This is a genomic window from Rhizobium terricola (genome assembly GCF_012927355.1).
Taxonomy (GTDB): Bacteria; Pseudomonadota; Alphaproteobacteria; order Rhizobiales; family Rhizobiaceae; genus Allorhizobium; species Allorhizobium terricola.
In genome coordinates this window covers 59,458-81,346 of the sequence record NZ_JABBGK010000002.1, presented here as the reverse complement: position 1 = coordinate 81,346, position 21,889 = coordinate 59,458, and the positions used below count along the sequence as shown (strand labels likewise).

The following is a 21,889-nucleotide window of genomic DNA, read 5'->3' as shown; positions in this document are numbered from 1 at the left end:
TTGCGGGAATGGGGGGAGGCGTCGACCCGCCGCGTCAGGCTGCCAGGGTGAGCCGGTCGCGGCCTTCGTGCTTGGCCGTGTAGAGTGCCAGATCAGCTCGAGAATAGACCGCCTCGGCGGTGTCGTCCGCCCGGATCTCGGCGAGACCGGCAGAAAACGTGTAGGAAAAGTCCGGCGCATTGCTCAAGGGGCGACGCTGGTGCACGGCGTCAAACAGCCGGTCGATGATTTTCTTGGCGTTGGCAATCGAGGTGTCCGGCATCAGCAGCATGAACTCCTCGCCGCCGATGCGGCCGAAGCCGTCGCGCAGCCGGATGCTGTTTTGCACCGTGCGGGAAAAGTCGATCAGAACCCGGTCACCGGCCTGGTGACCGTAGCGGTCGTTGATCTGCTTGAAGAAGTCGAGGTCGAAGAGGCAGAGGCAGCCTTCGCGCGATCCCGAGACGTGCTCGCCTTTCAGCAGGGTTTCCAGCATGGACCACATGTGGCGGCGATTGGAGATTTCCGTGAGCTCGTCGGTCTGCGAGGCACGGGTGGCGAAGTCGCGCAGCTGGCGCAGTTCGCGCTCCTCGCGCCTGAGCTCGGTGATGTCGGTCGCAAGGAACAGCATCCAGCCGTCGGCGTGAACGGTTTCGACGATCCACAGCCAGCGCCCGTCGACGAGGTCGCTCTCGAAGGCGCGGCGCTTGACCTTGCCGCGTCGAGAAATGGCCGAGGCGAGCCATGCCTCCATGTCGGGGTGGGCAATGATGGCACCGCGTCCGGCAAGCCAATTGCGGCGCATCAGTTCCGCCCAGGTCGGGGTTTCTCCCGGTTCGACATGATAGGTGTCGCGAAAAGCGGCGTTCGCATAGCGGAGACGATCGTCAGGATCATAGACCGCGATAAGGGCAGCCGAGTCCTCGCGGAGTTCCGCGAGTTTCTCGGTAATTTGCTCTCCATACACGGCGCGCCCGATCCTTCTGTCTCATGAATTCAGGCTGCCACTATATGTGGCAACCATGAAATATGAATAAACTACAGCCTTCGAAAGCGTTCAATTCCTCGGTTTCTGCTGCAGACGCAAGGGGCGCGGCCCGCGTCTGCCCGTCGGCGCACCTCAGGCCTTCTTGACGGCCGAGATCGCGTAGCGATGCTGCGTGGCACGCTCCAGCCCTTTCAGCAGGGAGAAGTTCCGGCGCTGCTCGCGGTGTATCGCCTTCAGGTCGTAGTCGACCCGAATGTCGGTGAAGCCGGCCTCCTCGAGCAGTCGCACCACCTGGTCGGCCCGCGCGCCGTCGGAAAAATAGACGCGGGACAGGATGCTGCGGTGCGTCTCGGCAAGCGCGCCGGGGCCGTGGCGCTTGTCGGCCTTGACGAGACCGAGCCTCTGGCCAAGCGCGGACAGCCGCGAGATCAACCGCGAAAGGGGGCCGGGATTGACGAAGTCTCCGTCGATCACCAGCAGCTTTCCGCCGGGCTTCAGGATGCGGTGCCATTCGCTGAAGGCCGCCGCCGGGTTGACCAGCGTCCACACCAGATGGCGGTTAGTGATGACATCGGCGGAATTGTCCGGCTCCATCGTCACTTCCGCATCGCCGAGCACGAATTCGATCTTCCGCTTGCGGGTCGCCGCCTTCTTGCGGGCGCGCTCGAGCATTGGTTCCGCCCAGTCGATGCCGGTGACACGAAAGCCGATATCGTCGAGCAGGTGGGAAATCACCGCCGTGCCGCAGGCCAGATCCAGCGCCGCCCTGCCATCACCGCGGCCGAGATGCTTGAGGAACAGCGCCTGCCAGGCGGCCCGCTCGCCTTCGGAAAAGATCTCGTGTCCTGGCTGTTCGTCGAAGGTTGCCGCCCGTTCCGACCAGTAGGCCTTGATCTCGTCGCGCAGGCTGTAATTGCTGACCAGGTTCATTCTGTAGCTCCGAAAATCCTAAAGTTTGGAAACGTTATAAAAGATAATTCTTGACTGTAAAGGTCATGAAATCTATTCCAGCAAAAAATTGATCTGGAGAAAAACATGAATATCTTCAACAAGGTGGCGTCAGCCGCCCTGGGCCTTGCTGTGCTTTTTTCGGGCGCTGCCTTGGCTCAGGACAAGGTCAAGCTCACCGACATCACCGGCCGTGAAGTCGAGGTCTCGGTGCCCGTCGAGCACGTCATTCTTGGCGAAGGCCGCCAGATGTATTTCGTCGCCGCCCTCGATGCCGAGGCGCCGTTCAAGCGCATCGTCGGTTGGCGCGACGACTTCAAGAAGGCTGACCTCGACGGTTACAACGCCTACCTCGAGAAGTATCCGGAAATGGAAAAGCTGCCGACCTTCGGCGGCATGAAGGACGGCACCTTCGACATCGAGCAGGCCGTGGCGCTGAAGCCCGACGTCATCATCATGAACATCGACGCCAAGACCGCGACCGAGGAAGCCGGCTATATCGAGAAGCTCGGCAAGGTCGGCATCCCTCTGGTCTATGTCGACTTCCGTGAAAAGCCGATGCTCAATACCGAGCCGTCGATGCGCCTGATCGGCAAGCTGTTCGGCAAGGAAGCCCGCGCCGAGGACTTCATCGCCTTCCGCGCCGCCGAGATCGCCAAGGTCACCGACGTGATCGCCAAGGCCACGGACCTGAAACGCCCGAACGTCTTCATGGAGCGCGCCGGCGGTTACTCCGACGATTGCTGCATGTCCTTCGGCAACGAGAATTTCGGCCAGATGGTCGAACTCGCCGGCGGTAAGAACATGGCCTCCGAGTTCATCCCGGGCACCTTCGGTACCGTCAATCCGGAACAGATCATCGCTTCGAACCCGGACCAGGTCATCGTGACCGGCGCCAACTGGGAGCTCTACGTTCCCGGCGGCGCATGGGTCGGCGTCGGCCCCGGCGCGGATGCCGCCAAGAGCGCGGAAAAGCTCGCAAAGCTGACCGAACGCCCCGCCTTCACCGGCATCAAGGCGGTCAAGGACGGCAATGTCCATGCGATCTGGCACCAGTTCTACAACAACCCCTACCAGTTCGTCGCTGTCCAGCAGATCGCCAAGTGGCTGCATCCGGACCTGTTCAAGGATCTCGATCCCGACCAGACCTTCCGCACCCTGCACGAGCGCTTCCTGCCCGTCGATTATCGCCCGGGCTACTGGGTCTCCCTGAACGCAGGAAACTGACATGGCGCTCGCTGTCACCAACGAGACGATCAAGGAAGGGCGCGGTCTTTACCGCGCCCTGTCCTACAGGCGCATCCTGCTGATCGCCGGGCTCTGCTGTCTGCTCTTCGTGTCGGTCGCCGCCGACATGGCGCTCGGGCCGGCCAACTATACGATCGCCCAGGTGCTGACCGCGCTCTTCTCGAAGGACAGCGTCGACATCCAGCAGCAGGTGGTGATCTGGGACATCCGCATGCCGATCGCCCTGATGGCGGTCACCGTCGGTGCGTCGCTGTCGCTCGCCGGCGCGCAGATGCAGACCATCCTCGCCAATCCGCTCGCCAGCCCCTTCACGCTCGGCATTTCCGCCGCCGCGAGCTTTGGCGCGGCCCTCGGTCTGGTCGCCGGCGTTTCGCTGGTGCCGATTGCGGTTCACCTGATGGTGCCGATCAACGCCTTCATCATGGCCATGCTCGCAGCACTCTTCATCCATTTCGCCTCGACGCTGAGGGGCGTCACGGTCGAGACCATCGTGCTGCTCGGCATTGCGCTCGTCTTCACCTTCAATGCGGCCCTTTCGCTCCTCGAATACCTTGCCTCCGAACAGGCGCTCGCCGCCGTCGTCTTCTGGACCATGGGCAGCCTCACCAAGGCGACCTGGCTCAAGGTCGCGGTCACCGGCGTCATGCTGGTCGTCGCGGTTCCGCTCTTTGCCCGCAATGCCTGGCAGCTGACCGCGCTGCGCATGGGCGACGAAAAGGCCGCGAGCCTCGGCGTCAATGTCGGCCGACTGAGGCTGACGACGCTGCTGGTCGTCGCGCTGCTCGCCGCCATCCCGGTCTCCTTCGTCGGCACCATCGGCTTCGTCGGTCTCGTCGGCCCCCACATCGCCCGCATGCTTGTCGGCGAGGATCAGCGCTTCTTCCTGCCGGCCTCGGTCATCTGCGGCGCGCTGCTCTTGTCGGCGACCTCGGTGGTCAGCAAGTCGATCATCCCGGGTGCCGTTCTGCCGATCGGGGTCATCACCGCGCTTGTCGGCGTGCCCTTTTTCTTCGTTCTGATTTTCACCCAGCGGAGGCGCGCATGGTAGGCCTGGCGATGCAGGATCTCTCCGTCCGATACGGACGGACCGAGATCGTCTCCGGCGTCAGCGCCGAAATCCCCTCTCCCGGTGGGCTGACCGCCGTGATCGGGCCGAATGCCGCGGGCAAGTCGAGCTTCCTGAAGAGGATCGCCGGGCTTGCCAAGGGCACCGGAACGGTCGTCGTGGTCGAGGGTGAAAAGGGCGATGCCGGCATTTCTTACATGCCCCAGGATACCGCCTGCAACGCGGTTCTTTCCGTCTATGAATCGGTGCTGATGGCGGCCAAGCAGGGCTCCGGCTGGCAGGTGGCCGACGACGAACTGTCCGATATCGATCGGGTGCTGGCCTCGCTGAAAATCACGCCCTGGGCCTTCCGCAACCTCGGCGAACTGTCGGGCGGCCAGCGCCAGCTCGTGGCGATCGCCCAGGCGTTGATCCGCAAGCCGGAAATCCTGCTGATGGACGAACCGACCTCCGCGCTCGACCTCTATCGCCAGATCGAGGTGCTGACCTACATGTCGTCGCTCGCCGAGCGCACCGGCATGGCGGTGATGATCGCGCTCCACGACCTGAACCACGCGCTGCGCTACTGCGAGCGTACGCTGGTCATCGCCGATGGCCGGCTGGTGGCGAGCGGGCCTTCGGAAGAGGTCATCACCCGCGAGATGCTGCGCGACATCTACCGGGTCGATGCCCGGGTTGAACGCTGCTCGTTGAGCCGCCCGATGGTCATCGTCGATAGCTCCATCGTCTGACTGCACGGGGCCGCGCTATGATGCGGCCCCGAACATCCCGCTTTTCCAATCACGTCGAGGCCTCGGCACCGTTTGCCGAAACTCCGTCTTCCCATCCCGGCCTCTTCGCGAAAAGATGTTCGCAGGATCGACGGTGCGAATCGGCGGGAGAGGGTCGGCGCGGAATGGCAGGCAGGCGACATCGCGGATGGACGGTTGGGGCGGTATTGTTCGGCCTCGGCTTGTCCGTGCTTTGGCCGCTCGCATCACACGCCGCCGAGCCGGTGCTGTCCGGCAACTTCCTTCCGGCCATTGTCGCGAGTTCAGAGCCCCATCGCGCAGCCCTTGAGGCCTTGATCAAGGGCCGTCCCGGTCTGCCGCCCTGGGTGCGCAACATGATCCGCCAGCCGCGTTACGTCGCGCTCGCTTCGACGCGCGTCGAGACCGGAGGCGTTGCCATGCAGCTATTCACGGCCTGCGAGGCGGGCCGTTGCGACGAAAGCCGGATCTCCGTGCTGTTCTCCGAAGACGGCAAGCGGGCGGTGGCCCGGATCGTCGACCGCAAGCTCGGTGAAAAGTTGCTCGGCGATCCGTCGGCCGAAGAACTTGGCGCGCTCTTGCGTTAGGGCCGGCCAGAGGCAGGCGGAAGCCGCGGCCCTTCGGTCAGGCCTTCACCAGTCTCACCCGCGTGCCCCACGGATCCTTCGCCTCGATGCCGGCCTCGATCTCGGTGACGGCAAACCCCTTGGCCGCAAGGTCCGAACGCCGCGCCGCGATGAGTGTTTCATCCGCGGTCGACAGCGAGAACCAGTCGAGGCCCGTCGCGTTCTCCTTGCGCTGGCCGGCATTCTCGCTTTCCCAGACATTGGCGCCGACATGGTGGTGATAGCGGCCGGACGACAGGAAGGTCGCGCCGCGCTGGTCGTCGCCGGCCACGACGTCGAGGCCTATGCCGGCCTGATAGAAGCCGCGCGCCGCTTCGAGCGCCCCGACGCGCAGGTGGATATGGCCGATCCGGAGCGCCGCCGGGATGCCGGCATAGGTGTTGCGGTCGGTCGGCGTGCCGGTCTTCTGCAGGATGTCTTCGATGTCGAGTTCCTTGGTGCCCATCGTCACGCGGCCCTCGTTCCAGATCCAGCCTTCCTTCGACCGGTCGGAATAGACCTCGATCCCGTTGCCTTCCGGATCGGCGAGGTAGACGGCTTCGCTGACGCTGTGGTCGGCAAATCCGACCAGCGGAATGTCGCTCATCGCCACATGCACCAGCCAGCGGGCAAGGTCCGCCCGCGACGGCATCAGGAAGGCGGTGTGATAGAGCCCGGCCTCGCCGCCCGCCTCGAAATCGGCTTCCGGTCGGCTGACCAGATGAAGCAGCGGCGTGCCGCCGGCGCCAAGCGTCACCTCATCGGCGCTTTCCGCAAGGATCTCGAAGCCGAGCATCTTTTGATAATAGCCCTTGAGCAGGCCGATATCTCTGGCCTTCAGACAGACCTCGCCGACATGGAGCGGCGTGGTGAGTGCAAAGGGAAGGGCAGGGCTGCCAGCCGGGACGGCGGGGACCGGCGAGGTCAGACCCTCGGCCCTGAGCGCGCCGGCCATGGCTCCGGCAAGCGTCACGCCCCCGCAAAGGCTGAGCAGGGTGCGGCGGGTAAGGGCGGTCGTCATCGGTCGGTCCTGGCTGGTTAAAGATAGCCCCGCCATACACCGCGCCGTACGGTCAGGCACCTCACATCTGTGTGTGTCGGCGTGAGCGCCTCAGGCACGCCAGAACGGGGTCGCGGCGATCCGCTCGGCCTCGCTCCGGCTGATGCCGAAATCGCGAAGCATCTCGTCGGTGAAGGTCTGAAGGTCGCGGGCGAGTTTGCGACGTTCCGCATATCGCCGCAGCCAGAGCCCGAGGGTGGCGGTGAAGTTGGCCGACCGAAGCGGCCGCTTGCTGGCGAGGTCGAATGTCACCCTTTGCTTCCCGCCTGCGGCGATATGAGGAAATTGCAGGATCGTGCCCGTCATCCGAAAGCGCCTCTCGCGGTGTCAATACGCGAAGGATACGCTTGTTTCGCGCCGAAAAAATTGAATAATAAGATCAGATTCTGTGAGAAAAAGTTACACAAGGCGAGAAAATGGAACGCCTTCCTCCGCTGTCGTCATTGCTCGCCTTCGACGCCGTTCACCGCACGGGCTCGGTCACGGCCGCCGCCGCACGGCTCGGTCGCACCCATTCCGCGGTCAGCAAGCAGTTGCACCAGTTGCAGGACCATGCCGGCGTCGAGCTGTTTCGCAAGCAGGGCACCGGCCTTGTGCTGACCCCGGGTGGCCGCGCCTTTGCCAAGGTGGTCGCCGCCGCCTTTGACGAGATGCGTGGTGCCTATGCGACGCTGACCGGTGCCTCCGACCAGTCGACCGTGACCATTGCCGTCAGCGCGACCTTCGCAAGGGTCTGGGCCATCCCGACGGTCTCCCGCTTCAACCTCGACCATCCCGACATCGACGTGCTGATTCGTCTCGTCGGCCCGCTCGGCAGCCGCGAGCTGGAGGTCGCGCCGGACCTCGTGATGTCCTGGGACCGGCTTCTCTCGCCTCTGGCCGAGGAGCCTTTTGCCGTGTCGCTCGGCGATGTGCATATGGGGCCGGTGGTCTCGCCAGCCCACCGTTGCAGCCTGTCCGACGGAGTGCTCTCCTTCGCCACCCGGATCGACCGCCGCGGCGCCGAGATCGTCTGGGACAACTGGTCCCGCCTCACCGGAATTGCGGTGGAGGCGGGCAAGGTGATGTCCTACGACCATTCCTATCTTGCCTTCGAGGCCGCCCGCATGGGCATGGGTGCGGTCATCGCCCCGCGCTTCCTGGTCGAGGAGGAACTGGCAAGCGGCGCGCTTGTCGCGCCTGCCGGTTTCCTCGTCTTCAAGGACGGTTTTCACGTCCGCCCCTATGATACGCGCCACGGCAAGCTGACCAAGAACGCCCGCCTGTTTCTCGACTGGCTGAAGGTGAATGCGCGCCTGACCGACGACGGTTTGCCCGCCGCCGGTCCGAACCTCGCGGAAACCGGGGTTAACCGTCTGCCGCATTTATGATGCATTGCAGCATAATCATCGCTCCGCGGCGTTTTCATTCCGTCACATATGCTGTAAACCGTGGGCAAAAGCCTGTTTGGGTGGAGATGAGGCATGCGGAAGTGGGTCTATACCTTTGGCAACGGAGCGGCCGAGGGGAGCGCGGGTGACCGCGATCTTCTGGGCGGCAAAGGGGCCAATCTCGCTGAAATGGCGAGCCTTGGCCTGCCTGTGCCTCCCGGCCTCACCATCGTGACCGACGCCTGCGCCTGGTACTACAAGAACGGCCGCAGTCTTCCTGACGACCTCAAGGTACAGGTGCTCGAAGGCATCAAGGGCATGGAACACGCCACCGGTCGGGGCTTCGGCGATACCGCCCAGCCGCTGCTGCTCTCGGTGCGTTCCGGCGCCCGCACCTCCATGCCCGGCATGATGGACACCGTCCTCAATCTCGGCCTCAACGACTTGACCGTCGAGGCGCTCGCCCACAATGCGGGGGACGCCCGCTTCGCCTGGGACAGCTACCGCCGATTCATCCAGATGTATGGCGACGTCGTCATGGGCATCGACCACGAGGTGTTCGAGGAGATCCTGGAAGACGAGAAGTCCCGCTTCGGCCACGAACTGGACACCGATCTTTCCGCCGTCGAATGGCAGCATGTCACGGGCCTCTACAAGGAGATGATCGAGGAGGCGCTCGGCGAGCCCTTCCCGCAGGATCCCCATGTGCAGCTCTGGGGCGCGATCGGCGCCGTCTTCGCCAGCTGGAACAATCCGCGCGCGGTGACCTACCGCCACCTGCATTCCATTCCCGCCGAATGGGGCACTGCCGTCACGGTCCAGGCCATGGTCTTCGGCAATCTCGGCTCGTCGTCTGCGACCGGCGTCGCCTTCACCCGCAATCCCTCGACCGGCGAAAAGGCCCTCTACGGCGAGTTCCTCGTCAACGCCCAGGGCGAGGACGTGGTCGCCGGCATCCGCACCCCCCAGTCGATCACCGAGGTCGCCCGCATCGACAGCGGCTCCGACAAGCCCTCGCTCGAAAAGGTGATGCCGGAAGCCTTCGCGGAATTCGGCCGCATCTGCGACCGCCTGGAAGCGCATTACCGCGACATGCAGGATCTCGAATTCACCATCGAGCGCGGCAAGCTGTGGATGCTGCAGGCCCGCTCCGGCAAGCGCACCACCAAGGCCGCGATGAAGATCGCCGTCGACATGGTCGCCGAGGGCGTGATTGGTGAAGAGGAAGCCGTGCTGCGCATCGATCCGGCCTCGCTCGACCAGCTGCTGCATCCGACCATCGATCCGCGCGTCGAACGCCATGTCATCGGCTCCGGCCTGCCGGCCTCGCCGGGTGCGGCGACCGGTGCCATTGTCTTCACGGCGGAAGAGGCCGTGGTGGCGGAGGAGGAGGGCCGCAAGGTCATCCTGGTGCGCGTCGAGACCAGCCCGGAAGACATCCACGGCATGCATGCCGCGGAGGGCATCCTGACCACCCGCGGCGGCATGACCAGCCATGCGGCCGTCGTCGCGCGCGGCATGGGCATTCCCTGCGTTGCCGGCGCCGGCACCATGCGCGTCGATCTCCGCAACGAACTGCTGATCGGCATGGGCGTGACGCTGAAGAAGGGCGACGTCATCACCATCGACGGTTCCTCCGGCCAGGTGCTGAAGGGCGAGGTGCCGATGCTGCAGCCGGAGCTTTCCGGCGATTTCGCCAAGCTGATGGAATGGGCCGACAAGGCCCGCCGCATGACGGTGCGCACCAATGCCGACACCCCGGTCGATGCGCGCGCCGCGCGCTCCTTCGGCGCCGAGGGCATCGGCCTTTGCCGTACCGAACACATGTTCTTCGAGGGCGACCGCATCCACGTGATGCGGGAAATGATCCTGGCCGAGGACGAGGCCGGCCGCCGCACCGCGCTCGACAAGCTCTTGCCGATGCAGCGCTCGGACTTCACCGAGCTGTTTTCCATCATGCACGGCCTGCCGGTGACGATCCGCCTGCTCGACCCGCCCCTGCATGAGTTCCTGCCGAAGACCGAGGAAGAGATCGCCGAGGTTGCGGCTGCCATGGGCATGGACGCGACCTTCCTCAGCCAGCGCGTCGATGCGCTGCACGAGTTCAACCCGATGCTCGGCCATCGCGGCTGCCGGCTGGCGATCTCCTATCCCGAGATTGCCGAAATGCAGGCCCGCGCCATCTTCGAGGCGGCCGTTGCCGCCGCCCGCGAGACGGGTGCTGCCGTCGTGCCGGAAATCATGGTGCCGCTCGTCGGCCTGCGCGCCGAGCTCGACTACGTCAAGGGCGTGATCGACCGCGTGGCGAGGGACGTGATGACCGAAGCCAAGCTCGAGATTTCCTATCTGGTCGGCACCATGATCGAGCTGCCGCGCGCCGCCCTTCGCGCCCATGTGATCGCCGAGGCCGCCGAATTCTTCTCCTTCGGCACCAACGACCTGACGCAGACCACCTTCGGCATCTCGCGCGACGATGCCTCCGCCTTCATTCCGACCTATCAGCGCAAGGGCATCATCGAGCACGATCCCTTCATCTCGCTCGACTTCGACGGCGTCGGCGAACTGATCCGGATCGCCGCCGAGCGTGGCCGCCAGACCCGGCCGGACATGAAGCTCGGCATCTGCGGCGAACATGGCGGCGACCCGGCCTCGATCCACTTCTGCGAAAGCGCCAATCTCGACTACGTGTCCTGCTCGCCCTTCCGCGTGCCGATCGCAAGGCTCTCCGCCGCGCAGGCCGCGATCGGCAGCGCCGCGCGCATCGATCAGTAACCGGGAACCGCCGGCACCTCGCGCTTGAGATCCGGTTCGTCGTGGATGAAGGTGATCTGCAGGGTTGCCATCAGCTCAGCTGCCGGGTCGCTGCCTGACGGCCCGCGGACCTCGTCATCGAGCACGATGCCGCCCTCGGAGAGTGCGGTGAAAAGGGCAGGGTAGGCATCTGCCCGCAAGGTCAGGCGCACCGTGTTCATGATGTTGGAATACATTTGCACGTCATCGATCCAGCCACCCAAGCGGTTGACCGTGTCGAAGACGTAGCTCGTCGCGTCCTTGCGTTCCCGCCGCGTGACGGCACTCAGCATCAGGATCCCGCTCATTCCCGGTCTTTCCGCTCGTCCCTGTCCGTTGCGATTTGAGACGTCGACAGATGACAAATCAAGCGCTTTGTGGAATAGCCGGACGACCCATCAACGGCAGCGGCAGAAAGAGCGGACGACAGATGAGCAAGCGGCGCCAGCAGCACGGATCGCGTCCGAGGGCGAGGGGGAGGGCGGACGGCACGGTCGCCGGTGCCCACCGTCCGCGCGCGGGCGGCCAAGCGGCATCCCCGTCGGCCGCAGCCACTCCGCAAGGCGGTGAAGCGCAGCCCGTGCCGGCCGGCACACGCCCGGATTTCGGACGCATCTTTGCCGACCCCGGCTTCCGCCGGTCGCTGTGGCTGTTGAATGCCGGCCTGATCGCCCTGCTCCTGTCCCAGGGCATCACCCACGAATACGGCTTCCTCGAACTCGGCTTCCTCTTCACGCTTTCGGTTTACGATCTGGTGCTGGCCATGCTCGGCCTGTCGCTCGGCGTGGCGATGGCCGCGACGCGGCGTGATTTCGCCGCCATCGTCGGCGTCTTCCTCGGCGTGCTGCTTGTCATGCTGACCTTCTTCGACCCGATCTTCCGGGTGATCTTCGATTCTCCGCTGGCCGACTATCTGTTCCTGGTCGCGCCTTCGGCCGTCATGGCGACCGGAGCCTCGCTCTGGCTGACCGGACCCTGGCGGCAGCGCGCCCTGATCGTGGCGGCGGCGCTCGTCGCCTTTTCCTTCTCGCTCTTCGTCGGCCTCGACGATCTCGGCATCGGCATCCTCGATTTCACTGCCGGCACGGTGCTCTGCGCCCTCTGGCTGGTGCTCGCGCCGGCCCTGGCGCTCCGGCATTTCCGCGGTCCCTGGCTGAAGATCCCCTCGCGCATCGTCGGCAGCTGGCTGGTGGTGATCGGCATCATCGTGCTTGCCTCGCTCTACGTGCCGATGCCGCTCAAGGCACCGTCGCTGCCCGATCCGTCGCAGCCGGACGGTGGCGCGATCGAGCTCAACATTCCCGACGACGGCTCCGCACCGACGCTGAACGGCGAGGCGCTGGATCTCGGCGACGATCCGGCCCTTCTCGAGGATCTCGCACCCGAAGGCCCGGACACCGACCTGCCGATGCTCGACGCCCCGGGCGATGCGCCCGATGCCGCTCAGGGCGACGCGCCTGCGCAAGGCGCGCCACAGGTCGAACCCCGCCCCTGAGGTCCGCCCACCGGATTGCCTTGGACCTGTCGTGGGGCCGCTTGTCGCTCCGCCGGGCAGGCGATAAACAGTAGGTGACGTGCTTCGCCGATCTCCCGAAAGCCTCCGGTGCCCCGCAGATGACAATCCGCTACGACAGACCTGTGTCCCGTTCGGCCTACCTCGCCCGGGCGCTCGGCCTATTCTCCGCCGGCATGGTGGCCCTCGTCGTGCTCGCCCATCGTTTCGGGCCGCTGACCACGCCGGATTTCGTCGCACTTGCCGTGCTGGCGGCGGTGCCGGCCGTGCTTGCCGTGCCGCTGGCGGTGATCGGCCTCGCGCGCCTCTGGTATGTCGGCGCGCGCGGCGGCAAGGCTGCAGCGGCCGCACTCTTCTATGCCGCGCTGCCGCTCTCGCTGGTCGGGTGGGGTGCCTATCGCTTTCTTGATCGCCCGCCCGTCTACGACGTGTCGAGCGACCTGGTCGACGCGCCGCAATGGCTGACCATCCCCGCCGGCAAGCAGCAATGGATGCAGCGTCCGCCGATCACGCCGATGAGCCGCGAGGCGCAGTATCTCGCCTATCCCGAACTCACCGGCCGTCGTTACGAGGGCGCACTCGACCGCGTCTACGAGGCAGTTCGCAAGGTGGCGGAAGAAAGCGGCTTCACCATCGTTTCCCAGCGCGGTCAGGAATTCGCCATGCCGGAATTCCAGCCGACGGCCCCCGCCGGTCCGGCCGAGGAGGCCGACCCCAACGCCGAACCGCAAGGGGTGCCGGTGCCCTTGCCGCGGCCCGAGCCCCAGCCGGACGCCATTCCGGCAACGCCCGAGCCGATCGGCACCGTGCGCCTGCAGGGCTCCGTCCGCACCATGATGCTGGGCCTTCCCTTCGACATGGTGATCCGTCTGCGCGAAGAGGCCGAAACGACCCTCGTCGACATGCGCGTGGCGAGCCGTTTCGGTCCGCATGATCTCGGCATCGGCGCCGAGATTGCCGATCACTATCTCCACGCCCTCGACGCCGAACTGCTCGGCATCGCCGGCGACTGAGCCGGGACCTCTGTTGAGCGGTGTGTTGTTTCTATAACTGCCCGCGCAGGAAGGCCGCGATCGCGGCCGATGTCGGGTCGCCCGACATTCCGATATTGACGTTGAGGTCGCGATGGCTGACGCCATCGACCGGCAGGAGCGTTGCCGGCGTCCCCGCCGCCTCCAGCGCATCGGCAAGGTCTGCCGCCTGCGGGCAGGAATCCGCCCGTTGCGTCGCGCAGACCATCTGGAAGGCCCGCGCATTCGGGCCGTCGGCATGGGCGATCGGTGAGAGGGACACCTGCCGCTGCGGATCGTCCCCGAAAGCGGCGCGGTAGAGCCGCCGCATCAGCGGCCCGGCCACCGCGATCTGGCGCGGAACGTCATAGGCAGCACCGTCGAGCAGAACGACCGCCCGGATCGCCTTGAGCGACATGCCCCGGGCCATGAGATATTGCGGGTCGCTTGCCACCAGGGCGGCAAGATGTGCGCCCGCCGAATGGCCGATGAGAGCGATGCGGCGCGGGTCGACGCCGAGCTCGGGTGCCCGGCCGCGGATCGACGCGACGGCCGCGGCCACGTCGTCCGCCTCGTCCTCGACGCTCGCCTCGGGAACCAGCCGGTAGTTGATCGCCGCGAAGGCATAGCCCTCGTGATGGAAGAAGGCCGCCTTTTCGCCGGTCGCCATCGCCTTGTCGCCCATGCGCCAGGCACCGCCATGTATGAAGACGACGAGTGGGGCCGGCCCGCTGCCGGCGGGCGGCGGGTAGAAGTCGGTCCGTTGGGCGGGGTCGCCGCCATAGGCGATCACTTGAGGTCGTTCGGCGCAAACGGCGATCCCCGGAACGGCGAGTGCAGTGACGAGGAAGAGAAGGAGAAGGGCCGGGCGTGTCACTCTGTCTTTCCTCGTTTCGCCGCTGTCAGGCCAGCCGGTAGATGCCCGAAAGGCGCGGCGGGCCGTCGGTCGCGACCTCGCCCTTCTCGACCAGATCCTCGATATGGGCAAGCACCGAAAGGGCGGCCGCCCCGTGCAGCTTGGCATCGGTCGTGGCATAGATGACCTTGACCATGTCGGGGATCAGCCGGTCGCCGGCCCGGATGCGTTCGAGCACGGCCCGCTCGCGCATGCGCCGATGGGTGCGAAGACCCCGCAGAAACGCCGCCGGATCCTTCACCGGCCCGCCATGGCCGGGAAAGTAGATCCGGTCGTCGCGCTCGAGAAGGCGCTCGAGCGAGGCCATGTAGTCGCCCATCGCCCCGTCGGGCGGCGCGACGATCGAGGTGGCCCAGGCCATCACATGGTCGGCGGAAAAGACGATGCCGCGGTCGTCGAGACCGAAGGCGAGATGGTTCGCGGTGTGCCCCGGCGTCAGGATCGCGGTCAGCCGCCATCCGTCGCCCTCCACGACATCCCCGTCGCCGAGCGCGATGTCGGGCACGAAATCGAGGTCGGAGCTTTCGGCAAAGGGGTTGGCCTCGCCGGCATGCAGCGGCCGGGCGGACCGATGCGGCCCCTCGGCGACGATCGTCGCCCCGGTGGCCGCCTTGAGCCGGCGGGCGAGCGGCGAATGGTCCTTGTGGGTGTGGCTCACCGCGATATGGGTGACCTCCCGGCCGGCAAGGGCCGCCATCAGCGCGGCAAAATGCGCTTCATCCTCCGGCCCCGGATCGATCACGCAGACGGAACGGTCGCCGACGATGTAGCTGTTGGTGCCGTGGAAGGTGAAGGGCCCTGGATTGTTGACGGTGATGCGTTGCACATGCTCGGCGACCGGCACCGCCTCGCCATGGGCGGGTTGGAAGGTCAGGTCGAAATCCGGGCTTTTCGCTGCGCCGCGCGCTTCGCTCATTTGTACTCGATCTCGATGAAGGACATCGGCTTCTTGCCGCCGTTGATCACGTTGTGCTCGATGCCGGCATCGCGGCGATAGACCTCGCCGACCGGCCGCGTCAGCCGGTGTTCGCCGGTCGCGTCCTCGACCAGGAATTCGCATTCGGTCATCGTTACCACGACATAGCCCATGCCGTGCACGTGATGGCCGGTGGCTGCCCCCGGTTCGAAGTCCCAGCGCGTCACGCGCACCACCGGATCATCGATCAGCAGGGTCGGGATTGCGGGTGGGCGGGCGGAATATCCGGGCATGACGGCTCCTTTGGCATCAGCGATTGTCGTCTGAAGATATCGCACCGCCAAAGGGGCTGCGTAAAGGGGAGAATGCGGCCTATCGCCGGATGACCGACTGGCGGCCATAGGCCCGGCCGCCGCCCTGGTTGTGTTTGCCGATGGCATGGAGGCCGGGTCTCATCCCGGTTGCACCCGCGCCGGGGCAGGGACCGGCGATGACACCGGCAAGACGGCTATGTGGCCGTTCTGAAAGCCGAATGCTCGGGCCCGGACGCTGCTGTTCGGGGCGACGGCCCGCGAGGGGCGATCAACTGTTGCAAAGGCCAATCCCCCGGCCGGCGACGAGGCCGTGGTAAAAACGCACGGTATGACGACGACGGCCGGGGAGGGGCGTTCAGCCGCTATGCGGCACGGCGCCCGTGTCGGCCTTCCTCGACCTCTTCGACGATCTTCTTCACGAAGGCGTCGAGGTCGTTCGGGCTGCGCGAGGTGATGATGCCCTGGTCGGTCACCACGGCCTCGTCGCGCCAGGCCGCACCGGCATTCATCATGTCGGTCTTGATGGAGTGATAAGAGGTCGCCTTGAGGCCCTTGACCGCGCCGGCCTCGATCAGCAGCCACGGCCCGTGGCAGATCGCGGCGACGGGCTTGCCGGAAGAGACGAAGCGGCGCACCAGCTCGACGGCCGAAGGTTCGGCCCGCAGGAGATCCGGATTGATCTGGCCGCCCGGAATGACGAGGGCATCGAAATCCTCGATGTCGACAGCGTCGATCGTCCGGTCGACATCGACGCTGTCGCCCCAGTCCTTGTCCGACCAGCTGCGGATCGGAGCCTTCTTCAGCGAGGCGATCTCGACGGCGGCACCGTGCGCGGTGAGCTTTTCAAGGGGCACCCGCAGCTCCGAGCGCTCATAGCCGTCGGTGGCGAGGATGAGGATGCGGGCGGAATGGATGGAGGGCATGGCATGTCCTTTCCGGTTCTGTCTGTCTTCGGGGTGGAAAGGCAGAACTCGGAAACGGCGTCGATCGTTCCCGAAAAAGACGAAAACCGGCGATCGCCGTCGGTACGGCGGGAAAGCATGAATTTTCCGCGACAAGGTCATTGCCGCTCGGCCCGGCCTTTGCTAATCAGGCGCCGACCGCCGACGGCACTCAAGTGCCGCCGCGCTGATTGGGGCGTCGCCAAGCGGTAAGGCACCGGTTTTTGGTACCGGCATTCCCAGGTTCGAATCCTGGCGCCCCAGCCATTCTCACCCTTGGAAGACCGGCGTCAGGCGCTCGCCCTTTGGGTGCGCCTTGGCTTCCCTCATTCGCACTTTCCCGGAATGTCCAGCTTGTAGGTGGTCTTGCCGGGGCCGTCGGGCAGGACCGGGATAAGGTAGACGAGAAGGTCGCATTCCTGGGTGCGGACCTGCCATTCGCTGGCGCCGTCCTTGCGCGTGCCAGTGTTGGAGATCGCGCCGATCGGTGCCTGACGCACCGCGTCGGCGACAGCGCCGCTGCCGAGGATGGTGCCGATCCGCTCGGCGCTGTCGTAATAGCCCGAAAGCGCGGCGGCGGCCGGCGTGGCGAGCAGCGCCGGGAAGAGAATGACGGCTTTGGAGATGGATTTCATGACGTTCGGCCCCCCGGTGACGGGACAAGATCCCGTGCGTTATCGATAGCGCAACAATGGATATCACGGCTGAACGATCGATGAACGGCCAATTCTGAGCCGGGGCGCGGTCGAGGGGCGTCCGTCGGGTGTCTTCAGTCGGGTGCCTTGCGCCAGCCGGCAGCGCGGGCCTCCGCCTCGCTGCAGAACCAGCGCTCCCCGTACTGGGGCAGGATCTTCGTCTCGTCATAAGAGTGCTGCCCGGGGAGGTGATAGATCCGCTGGCCGTTGTTGAGGCTGACATTGCCCTTGATGGCGCATCCGCCTGCCGCTGCAGCCATGGCCGGCCACAGGTCGTCGGCAACGACATAGGCGAGACCGCCGACGAAAAGGGCCGAAACGGCAAGGGCGGGAATGAAGCCCAACCCGGATTTGACCGGCTCCGGCTCCTCTGGTTTCCAATGGAATCTGGGGTTGCCCATCGTGAAGCCTCCTCCTGGGCCAAACGATAGCGGAGAGGGCTTTCAATTGAGTTTCAGTAATATCTAAAATTTTAACAAATTCTAAATGATGACAGTCATTGTCTGTCCGGGCTCGAACGCCTGCAGGAGCCAGGCGCCGTCTCGAAAACGCCGATCATCCCCTGACCTTGACCGGGCGCCAGACGATCGTTTCGGGCGTGCGGTCGAAGGGGTAGTCCATCAGGGTGATGCGACAGTCGCGGCGGTCGCATTCCTTGCAGCGGAAGGGCAGGGAGCGCGGGTCGCGGCCGTGGCCGTAGAAATTGCCGAGATCGCTCGCGAGGAAGCGGGCCTGCCTTTCGCATTGCGGGCAGGTCGCCACCACGAGCATGTTGTGGCGGAGCGCTTTTCCAAGGGTGTCGATGCTGACGGCCATGCGGCATGAATGAAACAAAACAAGAACATCGTCAAGCGCGAATAAAGCCAGAGGCCTTGTCCCGCAGGGCTTTCGGCGGTCTCGCGACGACATCGCCTTGGTCACGGTAATATACTGTTTTTTAACCGGAAAACCGATGTGCCGTAAGGCAAATGTTAACCTTAATGCATATATAAAAACAACACTTCCATCAGGTAGTGCGTTCGTGAAGTGAGTTGGTTTCGCGTATCTTTTGGGAGGGCGCCATCCACGGCGTCCTCCGCAAAGGAATGCCGGTATCCGGGCCTGGACGCTTCGCCGCCGCCCGCCGGCGCGACCCTCGCAAATCCCTCCGGGCAATCAAAGCAAATGCCGGTCAAACGAAAAGCGCCCCGAGGCCGCCCGGGGCGCTTTCGTTCGTCATTCGGTGATGCCCGGCCACAGGGCCGGGATCCTCACTCGGCGGTGAGGAACTCCGCGCAATAGCTGCGGCCGTCGGTCTGCCTGTCGACGACGGTGCGGATCGAGCGGATCGTGTAGTCCGGGGAAACCGTCAGCTGGACTTCGCAGCGCAGGTATTCCGTGCGGGCGGACTTCAGCAGCTTGCCCTTCTTGCCGTCGCCGAGGTCTTCATAAACGGCAGGCACGGCCCGCGACTTGTAGCCGCCGCGCCAGGTATAGAGCGTCGAGCCGCCCGCTTCCGTGTCACCGGCCGGAGGGCCGAACTTGGCGAAGAAGGCGCCGGCCGGCTGGCCGTTCCAGCGCGCTTCGATCGGGCCTTTTGCGCCGCCCGTTGTTGTGCATCCGGCAAGAGCCAGCGCAAGGCCGGCCATGGTGATCACGCGGAAATTCATCTCTCTGTCCCTTGAGCTTAAATCGGCGGACATTTCCGGCAAAAGGCCCCTGTTCCTCTGCCTTCACGGGAATGTCTCGCGTCAACCGGCTTTAGCGGCAAACCGCCGCGGAGGAAATCGCACTCTCTGGGCACACATGCATTTTTCCACCGATGATGCGCAGCGGCCACGATCCGGCCGGATGCCTTGCCGCAAAAGGCGAAGGTCGGGGCAGGGGCAGGAAGAGCCACAAACAGCTTGTCACGAAAAATTCGTCTTTCGGCGGAAATCTTCAAAACACCGCTTGTGCTCCCAAAATGGCTGGTCTATAGAGGCGCCGCTGGTCACGGAGTGTAGCGCAGTCTGGTAGCGCACCACGTTCGGGACGTGGGGGTCGAGTGTTCGAATCACTCCACTCCGACCAGCCGAAAAGCCCGCGAAAGCGGGCTTTTTTCATTTTGCGCCTCCGACATTGTCGGTTTGTCGATCTGTCTTGCGCAGCGCCTGGGCGTGCGTCGCCGAAGAAAGACGATCGAAAATTCTCGAAAGCCGCGTCGCAGGCGAGGGAAGGGGAGTGCCCTCCACCGCCAAGAGGACCGGACCGCCAGGCGGCCGGGCGCCTTATACCTTCGAAGCATGCGACATCCCGCCGGTTGCCCGGTGCTCGAAACAACACTATCGCTTTGCCCGATCGGGGATGGGCTGCGCGGGGAGGGCGCGCCCGACAGGAAAGATCGGCTTGCGCGAGCTTGCCGGCAGGTGGGGCATTTGAGTACGAGGCGGCGGCGGCAACGCCAGGAACGCGTAACCCTTGAGGACGTGGCCCTCGCGGCCAATGTCAGTTCGATCACGGTCTCCCGCGCTCTGCGCAATCCGGAAAAGGTGACGCCCGAGCTTCGCGACCGCATCCTCCGCCACGTCGCCGAGATGGGCTATGTTCCCGACTTCGCCGCCCGTGCGCTCGCCAGCCGTACCTCGGGCATGATCGGCGTCCTGTCGCCGTCGCTTGCCAATTACGCCTTCATCAGCGTCATGCGCGGCATCGAGGATCGCGTCGGCATGACGGACCTTCGTATCCAGTACGCAAATACCGGCTTCGAACCCGACGAACAGGTCAAGCAGCTGCGCCTCTTCCTCTCGCAGAACCCCGTCGGCCTGATCGTCGTCAGCGGCGTTGAAAGTCCGCAACTGCTCGACATCCTCGCCCAGGCGCCATGCCCGATCGTGCAGGCGCTCGACATCGCCAGCGCCCCGATCGGCATGGCGATCGGCATCGACAACCGCATTGCCAGCGAAACCGCGACCCGGCACCTGATTGAACGCGGCTATCGCCGCATCGCCCTTTTCAGCGGCGGCCCGGCGATCCATGCCTATCCGCGGCTTGCCGGCTATCGGGCCGTGATGGAGGAGGCAGGTCTCTTCGATCCGGCGCTCGTCGTCCAGCATCAGGGCCACAGCTCCGTCAGTCTCGGTGGCCATCTCATCGATCGTCTGTTCCGCCAGGCGCCTGATGCCGATGCCGCCTTCTGTCTGTGCGATGACGTCGCACTCGGCGCGATCTTCGAATGCCAGCGCCGCGGCATCCGCGTTCCGGAGGATTTCGGCATCTGCGGCTATCACGACCTCGACTTCGCCAGCGTCTCCGTGCCGACGATAACGACGGTGCGGGTGCCGCGCTATGACATCGGCTTCCGCGCCGCAGACAAGCTGTTGCGGGCCGTCGCCGGCGGCAAGACGGTTTCGTCCGTGGTCGATGTCGGCTTCCAGCTCGTCGAACGCGAGACGACGGCACGCCGCTCCGAACGGTGATTTCGCAAGCTGCCAGCTTCGTTTAGGGCGTGTGTCGGGCCCGAAGCAATACTTTCCCGTGCGGTTCCCCCGGAAGCAATTTTCTTCCTTGTCGTGAAGCACGATCTGGCAAATAAGGACCTCGAGGTTCGAGAGACACCTTGCGAGAAATCCGGATCAAACCGCTTCATGTCCAACAGTCCTGACCGCCGTAAGCGAAATCTTCGCGACGCCGTCAATCACCTTTTCCATCCGACCCTTGCCGGCGCGACTGTGACCGAACGACTGATCGCCTGCGCGGGTGCGCTGGTCGCGACGGCGCTCACCGGGTTTCTCTGCGGTCTGGTGCTCGGCCCCGATCCGCATCTGCCGCTGATCGTGGCACCGATCGGCGCCTCGGCCGTTCTGCTCTTCGTGGTCCCGTCAAGCCCGCTCGCCCAGCCCTGGTCGATCATCGGCGGCAATTCCCTGTCTGCGCTTTCCGGCCTGATCGTCGCGCATTTCGTCCATGAGCCGGCAATCGCCATCGGCCTTGCCGTCGCGCTGGCAATCGCCGCAATGTCGCTGACGCGGTGCATCCATCCTCCGGGCGGTGCGGTGGCCATGATGACGGTGCTCGGCGGGCCGGCCATTGCCGATTGGGGACTGCTCTTCCCCTTCGTGCCGGTCGGACTGAATTCGGCCATTCTCGTCGGGTTCGGTCTCGTGGCCCACAAACTGTCGCGCCGCGCCTATCCGCACTTTGCCCCGCCTCCTGCCGTCAACCAGCATCACACGCGAGACGTGCCGCCGGAATTGCGCGCCGGGATCAGCGAGGTCGACATCGAAGCGGCGCTCGCGGCGGTCCACGAGACCTTCGACATCGATCGCGGCGACCTCAAGGTTCTGCTGGCTGAGGTCGAACGGCAGGCCGCGATCCGCCGGCACGGGCCCCTATCCTGCGCCGACATCATGTCGCTCGACGTGATCCGTATCGATGAGGACGCGTCGCCCGAGGCCGCCCGGGCCCTGCTCCTGAAACACAATATCCGGACGCTGCCGGTAACCGATGCCGAGGGGCGGCTGCTCGGAACGGTCGGCCTTCGCGAATTGAGCGCGCCGGGCGTGGCGATCGGCCCGATGATTTCGCGTGCCGCCACAGCGTCCGCGCATGACCATGCGCTGTCTCTGCTACCGCAGCTGGCCGACGGAAAGGCCCATGCAGTGGTGATCGTCGATGAGGACGAGCGTATCGAGGGGCTGATTTCCCAAACCGATCTGCTGTCCGCAGTGGCGCGACAACTTGCCGTCGGTCCGGTCCAGGACTTGAAACCGGGCGCCGGTAGGCCGATGCTTGTCACCGGTTGAGACGGTCGAGCCAGGAGA

23 protein-coding genes and 2 tRNA genes are annotated in these 21,889 nt (G+C 65.1%); 12 read left to right on the top strand and 13 right to left on the bottom strand.

Features of this window, described 5'->3' with window-relative positions; all coding sequences use genetic code 11:
- Positions 1 to 34 precede the first annotated feature (34 nt).
- Positions 35 to 946 carry a sensor domain-containing diguanylate cyclase gene (locus HHL25_RS10110; RefSeq protein WP_169589905.1) on the bottom strand — a complete coding sequence of 304 codons (912 nt, stop codon included), beginning with the start codon at positions 944 to 946 and terminating at the stop codon, positions 35 to 37.
- A gap of 153 nt (positions 947 to 1,099) precedes the next feature.
- Positions 1,100 to 1,897 (bottom strand): class I SAM-dependent methyltransferase, encoded by a 798-nt coding sequence (locus tag HHL25_RS10105; RefSeq protein ID WP_169589902.1) that lies wholly within the window; start codon positions 1,895 to 1,897, stop codon positions 1,100 to 1,102.
- A gap of 105 nt (positions 1,898 to 2,002) precedes the next feature.
- Here HHL25_RS10105 and HHL25_RS10100 point away from each other — a divergent pair, with 105 nt between their 5' ends.
- From HHL25_RS10100 to HHL25_RS10085, 4 genes are all read left to right on the top strand, one after another.
- Positions 2,003 to 3,142, top strand: coding sequence for an ABC transporter substrate-binding protein (locus tag HHL25_RS10100; RefSeq protein ID WP_169589900.1), 1,140 nt, complete (start codon positions 2,003 to 2,005; stop codon positions 3,140 to 3,142).
- A 1-nt stretch (position 3,143) separates the two neighbouring features.
- Positions 3,144 to 4,211 (top strand): FecCD family ABC transporter permease, encoded by a 1,068-nt coding sequence (locus HHL25_RS10095; protein ID WP_169589898.1) that lies wholly within the window; start codon positions 3,144 to 3,146, stop codon positions 4,209 to 4,211.
- Positions 4,205 to 4,960: an ABC transporter ATP-binding protein gene (locus tag HHL25_RS10090; RefSeq protein WP_169589895.1), complete on the top strand. Its 756-nt coding sequence runs from the start codon at positions 4,205 to 4,207 to the stop codon at positions 4,958 to 4,960. Before HHL25_RS10095 ends, HHL25_RS10090 begins: the two co-directional genes overlap by 7 nt.
- 164 nt (positions 4,961 to 5,124) lie before the next feature.
- The gene (locus HHL25_RS10085) at positions 5,125 to 5,565 is read left to right on the top strand and encodes an Ivy family c-type lysozyme inhibitor (RefSeq protein WP_169589892.1); all 441 of its coding nucleotides are present in this window, start codon (positions 5,125 to 5,127) and stop codon (positions 5,563 to 5,565) included.
- Between the two features lie 37 nt (positions 5,566 to 5,602).
- Here the strand turns inward: HHL25_RS10085 and HHL25_RS10080 are convergent, their stop codons facing one another.
- Together HHL25_RS10080 and HHL25_RS10075 are read right to left on the bottom strand one after the other, a co-directional pair.
- Complete coding sequence (locus tag HHL25_RS10080; RefSeq protein WP_169589890.1) at positions 5,603 to 6,604, bottom strand: VOC family protein; 1,002 nt, start codon at positions 6,602 to 6,604, stop codon at positions 5,603 to 5,605.
- Between the two features lie 90 nt (positions 6,605 to 6,694).
- Positions 6,695 to 6,895, bottom strand: coding sequence for a DUF1127 domain-containing protein (locus tag HHL25_RS10075; protein WP_315853056.1), 201 nt, complete (start codon positions 6,893 to 6,895; stop codon positions 6,695 to 6,697).
- Between the two features lie 164 nt (positions 6,896 to 7,059).
- Between HHL25_RS10075 and HHL25_RS10070 the strand changes: the two genes are divergently transcribed.
- Together HHL25_RS10070 and ppdK are read left to right on the top strand one after the other, a co-directional pair.
- A complete protein-coding gene (locus HHL25_RS10070; RefSeq protein WP_169589885.1) occupies positions 7,060 to 8,013 on the top strand; it encodes a LysR family transcriptional regulator in 954 nt (317 codons plus the stop codon).
- Positions 8,014 to 8,106: 93 nt separating this feature from the next.
- Positions 8,107 to 10,785 carry a pyruvate, phosphate dikinase gene (gene ppdK / locus HHL25_RS10065; protein ID WP_169589883.1) on the top strand — a complete coding sequence of 893 codons (2,679 nt, stop codon included), beginning with the start codon at positions 8,107 to 8,109 and terminating at the stop codon, positions 10,783 to 10,785.
- Here the strand turns inward: ppdK and HHL25_RS10060 are convergent.
- Positions 10,779 to 11,111 (bottom strand): hypothetical protein, encoded by a 333-nt coding sequence (locus tag HHL25_RS10060; protein WP_169589880.1) that lies wholly within the window; start codon positions 11,109 to 11,111, stop codon positions 10,779 to 10,781. The genes ppdK and HHL25_RS10060 overlap by 7 nt on opposite strands.
- 122 nt (positions 11,112 to 11,233) lie before the next feature.
- Here HHL25_RS10060 and HHL25_RS10055 point away from each other — a divergent pair, with 122 nt between their 5' ends.
- Positions 11,234 to 12,298, top strand: a complete 1,065-nt coding sequence (locus HHL25_RS10055) for a hypothetical protein (RefSeq protein ID WP_169589877.1) — start codon at positions 11,234 to 11,236, stop codon at positions 12,296 to 12,298.
- Between the two features lie 119 nt (positions 12,299 to 12,417).
- Positions 12,418 to 13,329 (top strand): DUF1499 domain-containing protein, encoded by a 912-nt coding sequence (locus HHL25_RS10050; RefSeq protein WP_169589875.1) that lies wholly within the window; start codon positions 12,418 to 12,420, stop codon positions 13,327 to 13,329.
- A 31-nt stretch (positions 13,330 to 13,360) separates the two neighbouring features.
- On the opposite strand, the gene HHL25_RS10045 is transcribed toward HHL25_RS10050, so the two are convergent.
- The 4 genes from HHL25_RS10045 to HHL25_RS10030 form a co-directional block, all read right to left on the bottom strand.
- Positions 13,361 to 14,203, bottom strand: coding sequence for an alpha/beta hydrolase (locus HHL25_RS10045; RefSeq protein WP_169589711.1), 843 nt, complete (start codon positions 14,201 to 14,203; stop codon positions 13,361 to 13,363).
- A gap of 25 nt (positions 14,204 to 14,228) precedes the next feature.
- On the bottom strand, positions 14,229 to 15,158 hold the full coding sequence (locus tag HHL25_RS10040) for an MBL fold metallo-hydrolase (RefSeq protein ID WP_169589873.1): 930 nt from the start codon (positions 15,156 to 15,158) through the stop codon (positions 14,229 to 14,231).
- Complete coding sequence (locus HHL25_RS10035; protein ID WP_169589871.1) at positions 15,155 to 15,451, bottom strand: cupin domain-containing protein; 297 nt, start codon at positions 15,449 to 15,451, stop codon at positions 15,155 to 15,157. The genes HHL25_RS10040 and HHL25_RS10035 overlap by 4 nt, the downstream gene beginning before the upstream one ends.
- 383 nt (positions 15,452 to 15,834) lie before the next feature.
- Complete coding sequence (locus HHL25_RS10030; RefSeq protein WP_169589869.1) at positions 15,835 to 16,395, bottom strand: type 1 glutamine amidotransferase domain-containing protein; 561 nt, start codon at positions 16,393 to 16,395, stop codon at positions 15,835 to 15,837.
- 210 nt (positions 16,396 to 16,605) lie between these two features.
- Here HHL25_RS10030 and HHL25_RS10025 point away from each other — a divergent pair.
- Positions 16,606 to 16,680: transfer RNA gene (locus HHL25_RS10025), tRNA-Gln, on the top strand.
- Positions 16,681 to 16,739: 59 nt separating this feature from the next.
- Here the strand turns inward: HHL25_RS10025 and HHL25_RS10020 are convergent.
- From HHL25_RS10020 to HHL25_RS10005, 4 genes are all read right to left on the bottom strand, one after another.
- Positions 16,740 to 17,048, bottom strand: coding sequence for a hypothetical protein (locus HHL25_RS10020; RefSeq protein WP_169589866.1), 309 nt, complete (start codon positions 17,046 to 17,048; stop codon positions 16,740 to 16,742).
- 134 nt (positions 17,049 to 17,182) lie between these two features.
- Positions 17,183 to 17,509 carry a sunset domain-containing protein gene (locus HHL25_RS10015; protein WP_169589709.1) on the bottom strand — a complete coding sequence of 109 codons (327 nt, stop codon included), beginning with the start codon at positions 17,507 to 17,509 and terminating at the stop codon, positions 17,183 to 17,185.
- 154 nt (positions 17,510 to 17,663) lie between these two features.
- The gene (locus tag HHL25_RS10010; protein ID WP_169589864.1) at positions 17,664 to 17,924 is read right to left on the bottom strand and encodes a hypothetical protein; all 261 of its coding nucleotides are present in this window, start codon (positions 17,922 to 17,924) and stop codon (positions 17,664 to 17,666) included.
- 434 nt (positions 17,925 to 18,358) lie between these two features.
- Complete coding sequence (locus tag HHL25_RS10005; RefSeq protein ID WP_169589861.1) at positions 18,359 to 18,757, bottom strand: hypothetical protein; 399 nt, start codon at positions 18,755 to 18,757, stop codon at positions 18,359 to 18,361.
- A 326-nt stretch (positions 18,758 to 19,083) separates the two neighbouring features.
- Here HHL25_RS10005 and HHL25_RS10000 point away from each other — a divergent pair.
- From HHL25_RS10000 to HHL25_RS09990, 3 genes are all read left to right on the top strand, one after another.
- Positions 19,084 to 19,160: transfer RNA gene (locus tag HHL25_RS10000), tRNA-Pro, on the top strand.
- A 344-nt stretch (positions 19,161 to 19,504) separates the two neighbouring features.
- Positions 19,505 to 20,545 (top strand): LacI family DNA-binding transcriptional regulator, encoded by a 1,041-nt coding sequence (locus HHL25_RS09995; protein WP_246701771.1) that lies wholly within the window; start codon positions 19,505 to 19,507, stop codon positions 20,543 to 20,545.
- 168 nt (positions 20,546 to 20,713) lie between these two features.
- Positions 20,714 to 21,871 carry an HPP family protein gene (locus tag HHL25_RS09990; protein ID WP_169589856.1) on the top strand — a complete coding sequence of 386 codons (1,158 nt, stop codon included), beginning with the start codon at positions 20,714 to 20,716 and terminating at the stop codon, positions 21,869 to 21,871.
- The last annotated feature ends 18 nt before the right edge of the window (positions 21,872 to 21,889 follow it).

What these genes read in the sequence shown, in the direction of transcription:
- HHL25_RS10100 (WP_169589900.1), top strand. Translation starts at nt 2,003, where the DNA reads ATGAATATCTTCAACAAGGTGGCGTCAGCCGCCCTGGGCCTTGCTGTG.
- HHL25_RS10070 (WP_169589885.1), top strand. Translation starts at nt 7,060, where the DNA reads ATGGAACGCCTTCCTCCGCTGTCGTCATTGCTCGCCTTCGACGCCGTT.
- HHL25_RS10105 (WP_169589902.1), bottom strand. Translation starts at nt 1,897, where the DNA reads ATGAACCTGGTCAGCAATTACAGCCTGCGCGACGAGATCAAGGCCTAC.
- HHL25_RS10060 (WP_169589880.1), bottom strand. Translation starts at nt 11,111, where the DNA reads ATGAGCGGGATCCTGATGCTGAGTGCCGTCACGCGGCGGGAACGCAAG.
- ppdK (WP_169589883.1), top strand. Translation starts at nt 8,107, where the DNA reads ATGCGGAAGTGGGTCTATACCTTTGGCAACGGAGCGGCCGAGGGGAGC.
- HHL25_RS10040 (WP_169589873.1), bottom strand. Translation starts at nt 15,158, where the DNA reads ATGAGCGAAGCGCGCGGCGCAGCGAAAAGCCCGGATTTCGACCTGACC.
- HHL25_RS09990 (WP_169589856.1), top strand. Translation starts at nt 20,714, where the DNA reads ATGTCCAACAGTCCTGACCGCCGTAAGCGAAATCTTCGCGACGCCGTC.
- HHL25_RS10030 (WP_169589869.1), bottom strand. Translation starts at nt 16,395, where the DNA reads ATGCCCTCCATCCATTCCGCCCGCATCCTCATCCTCGCCACCGACGGC.
- HHL25_RS10010 (WP_169589864.1), bottom strand. Translation starts at nt 17,924, where the DNA reads ATGGCCGTCAGCATCGACACCCTTGGAAAAGCGCTCCGCCACAACATG.
- HHL25_RS10015 (WP_169589709.1), bottom strand. Translation starts at nt 17,509, where the DNA reads ATGGGCAACCCCAGATTCCATTGGAAACCAGAGGAGCCGGAGCCGGTC.
- HHL25_RS10050 (WP_169589875.1), top strand. Translation starts at nt 12,418, where the DNA reads ATGACAATCCGCTACGACAGACCTGTGTCCCGTTCGGCCTACCTCGCC.
- HHL25_RS10005 (WP_169589861.1), bottom strand. Translation starts at nt 18,757, where the DNA reads ATGAATTTCCGCGTGATCACCATGGCCGGCCTTGCGCTGGCTCTTGCC.
- HHL25_RS10035 (WP_169589871.1), bottom strand. Translation starts at nt 15,451, where the DNA reads ATGCCCGGATATTCCGCCCGCCCACCCGCAATCCCGACCCTGCTGATC.
- HHL25_RS10085 (WP_169589892.1), top strand. Translation starts at nt 5,125, where the DNA reads ATGGCAGGCAGGCGACATCGCGGATGGACGGTTGGGGCGGTATTGTTC.
- HHL25_RS10020 (WP_169589866.1), bottom strand. Translation starts at nt 17,048, where the DNA reads ATGAAATCCATCTCCAAAGCCGTCATTCTCTTCCCGGCGCTGCTCGCC.
- HHL25_RS10095 (WP_169589898.1), top strand. Translation starts at nt 3,144, where the DNA reads ATGGCGCTCGCTGTCACCAACGAGACGATCAAGGAAGGGCGCGGTCTT.
- HHL25_RS10080 (WP_169589890.1), bottom strand. Translation starts at nt 6,604, where the DNA reads ATGACGACCGCCCTTACCCGCCGCACCCTGCTCAGCCTTTGCGGGGGC.
- HHL25_RS10055 (WP_169589877.1), top strand. Translation starts at nt 11,234, where the DNA reads ATGAGCAAGCGGCGCCAGCAGCACGGATCGCGTCCGAGGGCGAGGGGG.
- HHL25_RS10090 (WP_169589895.1), top strand. Translation starts at nt 4,205, where the DNA reads ATGGTAGGCCTGGCGATGCAGGATCTCTCCGTCCGATACGGACGGACC.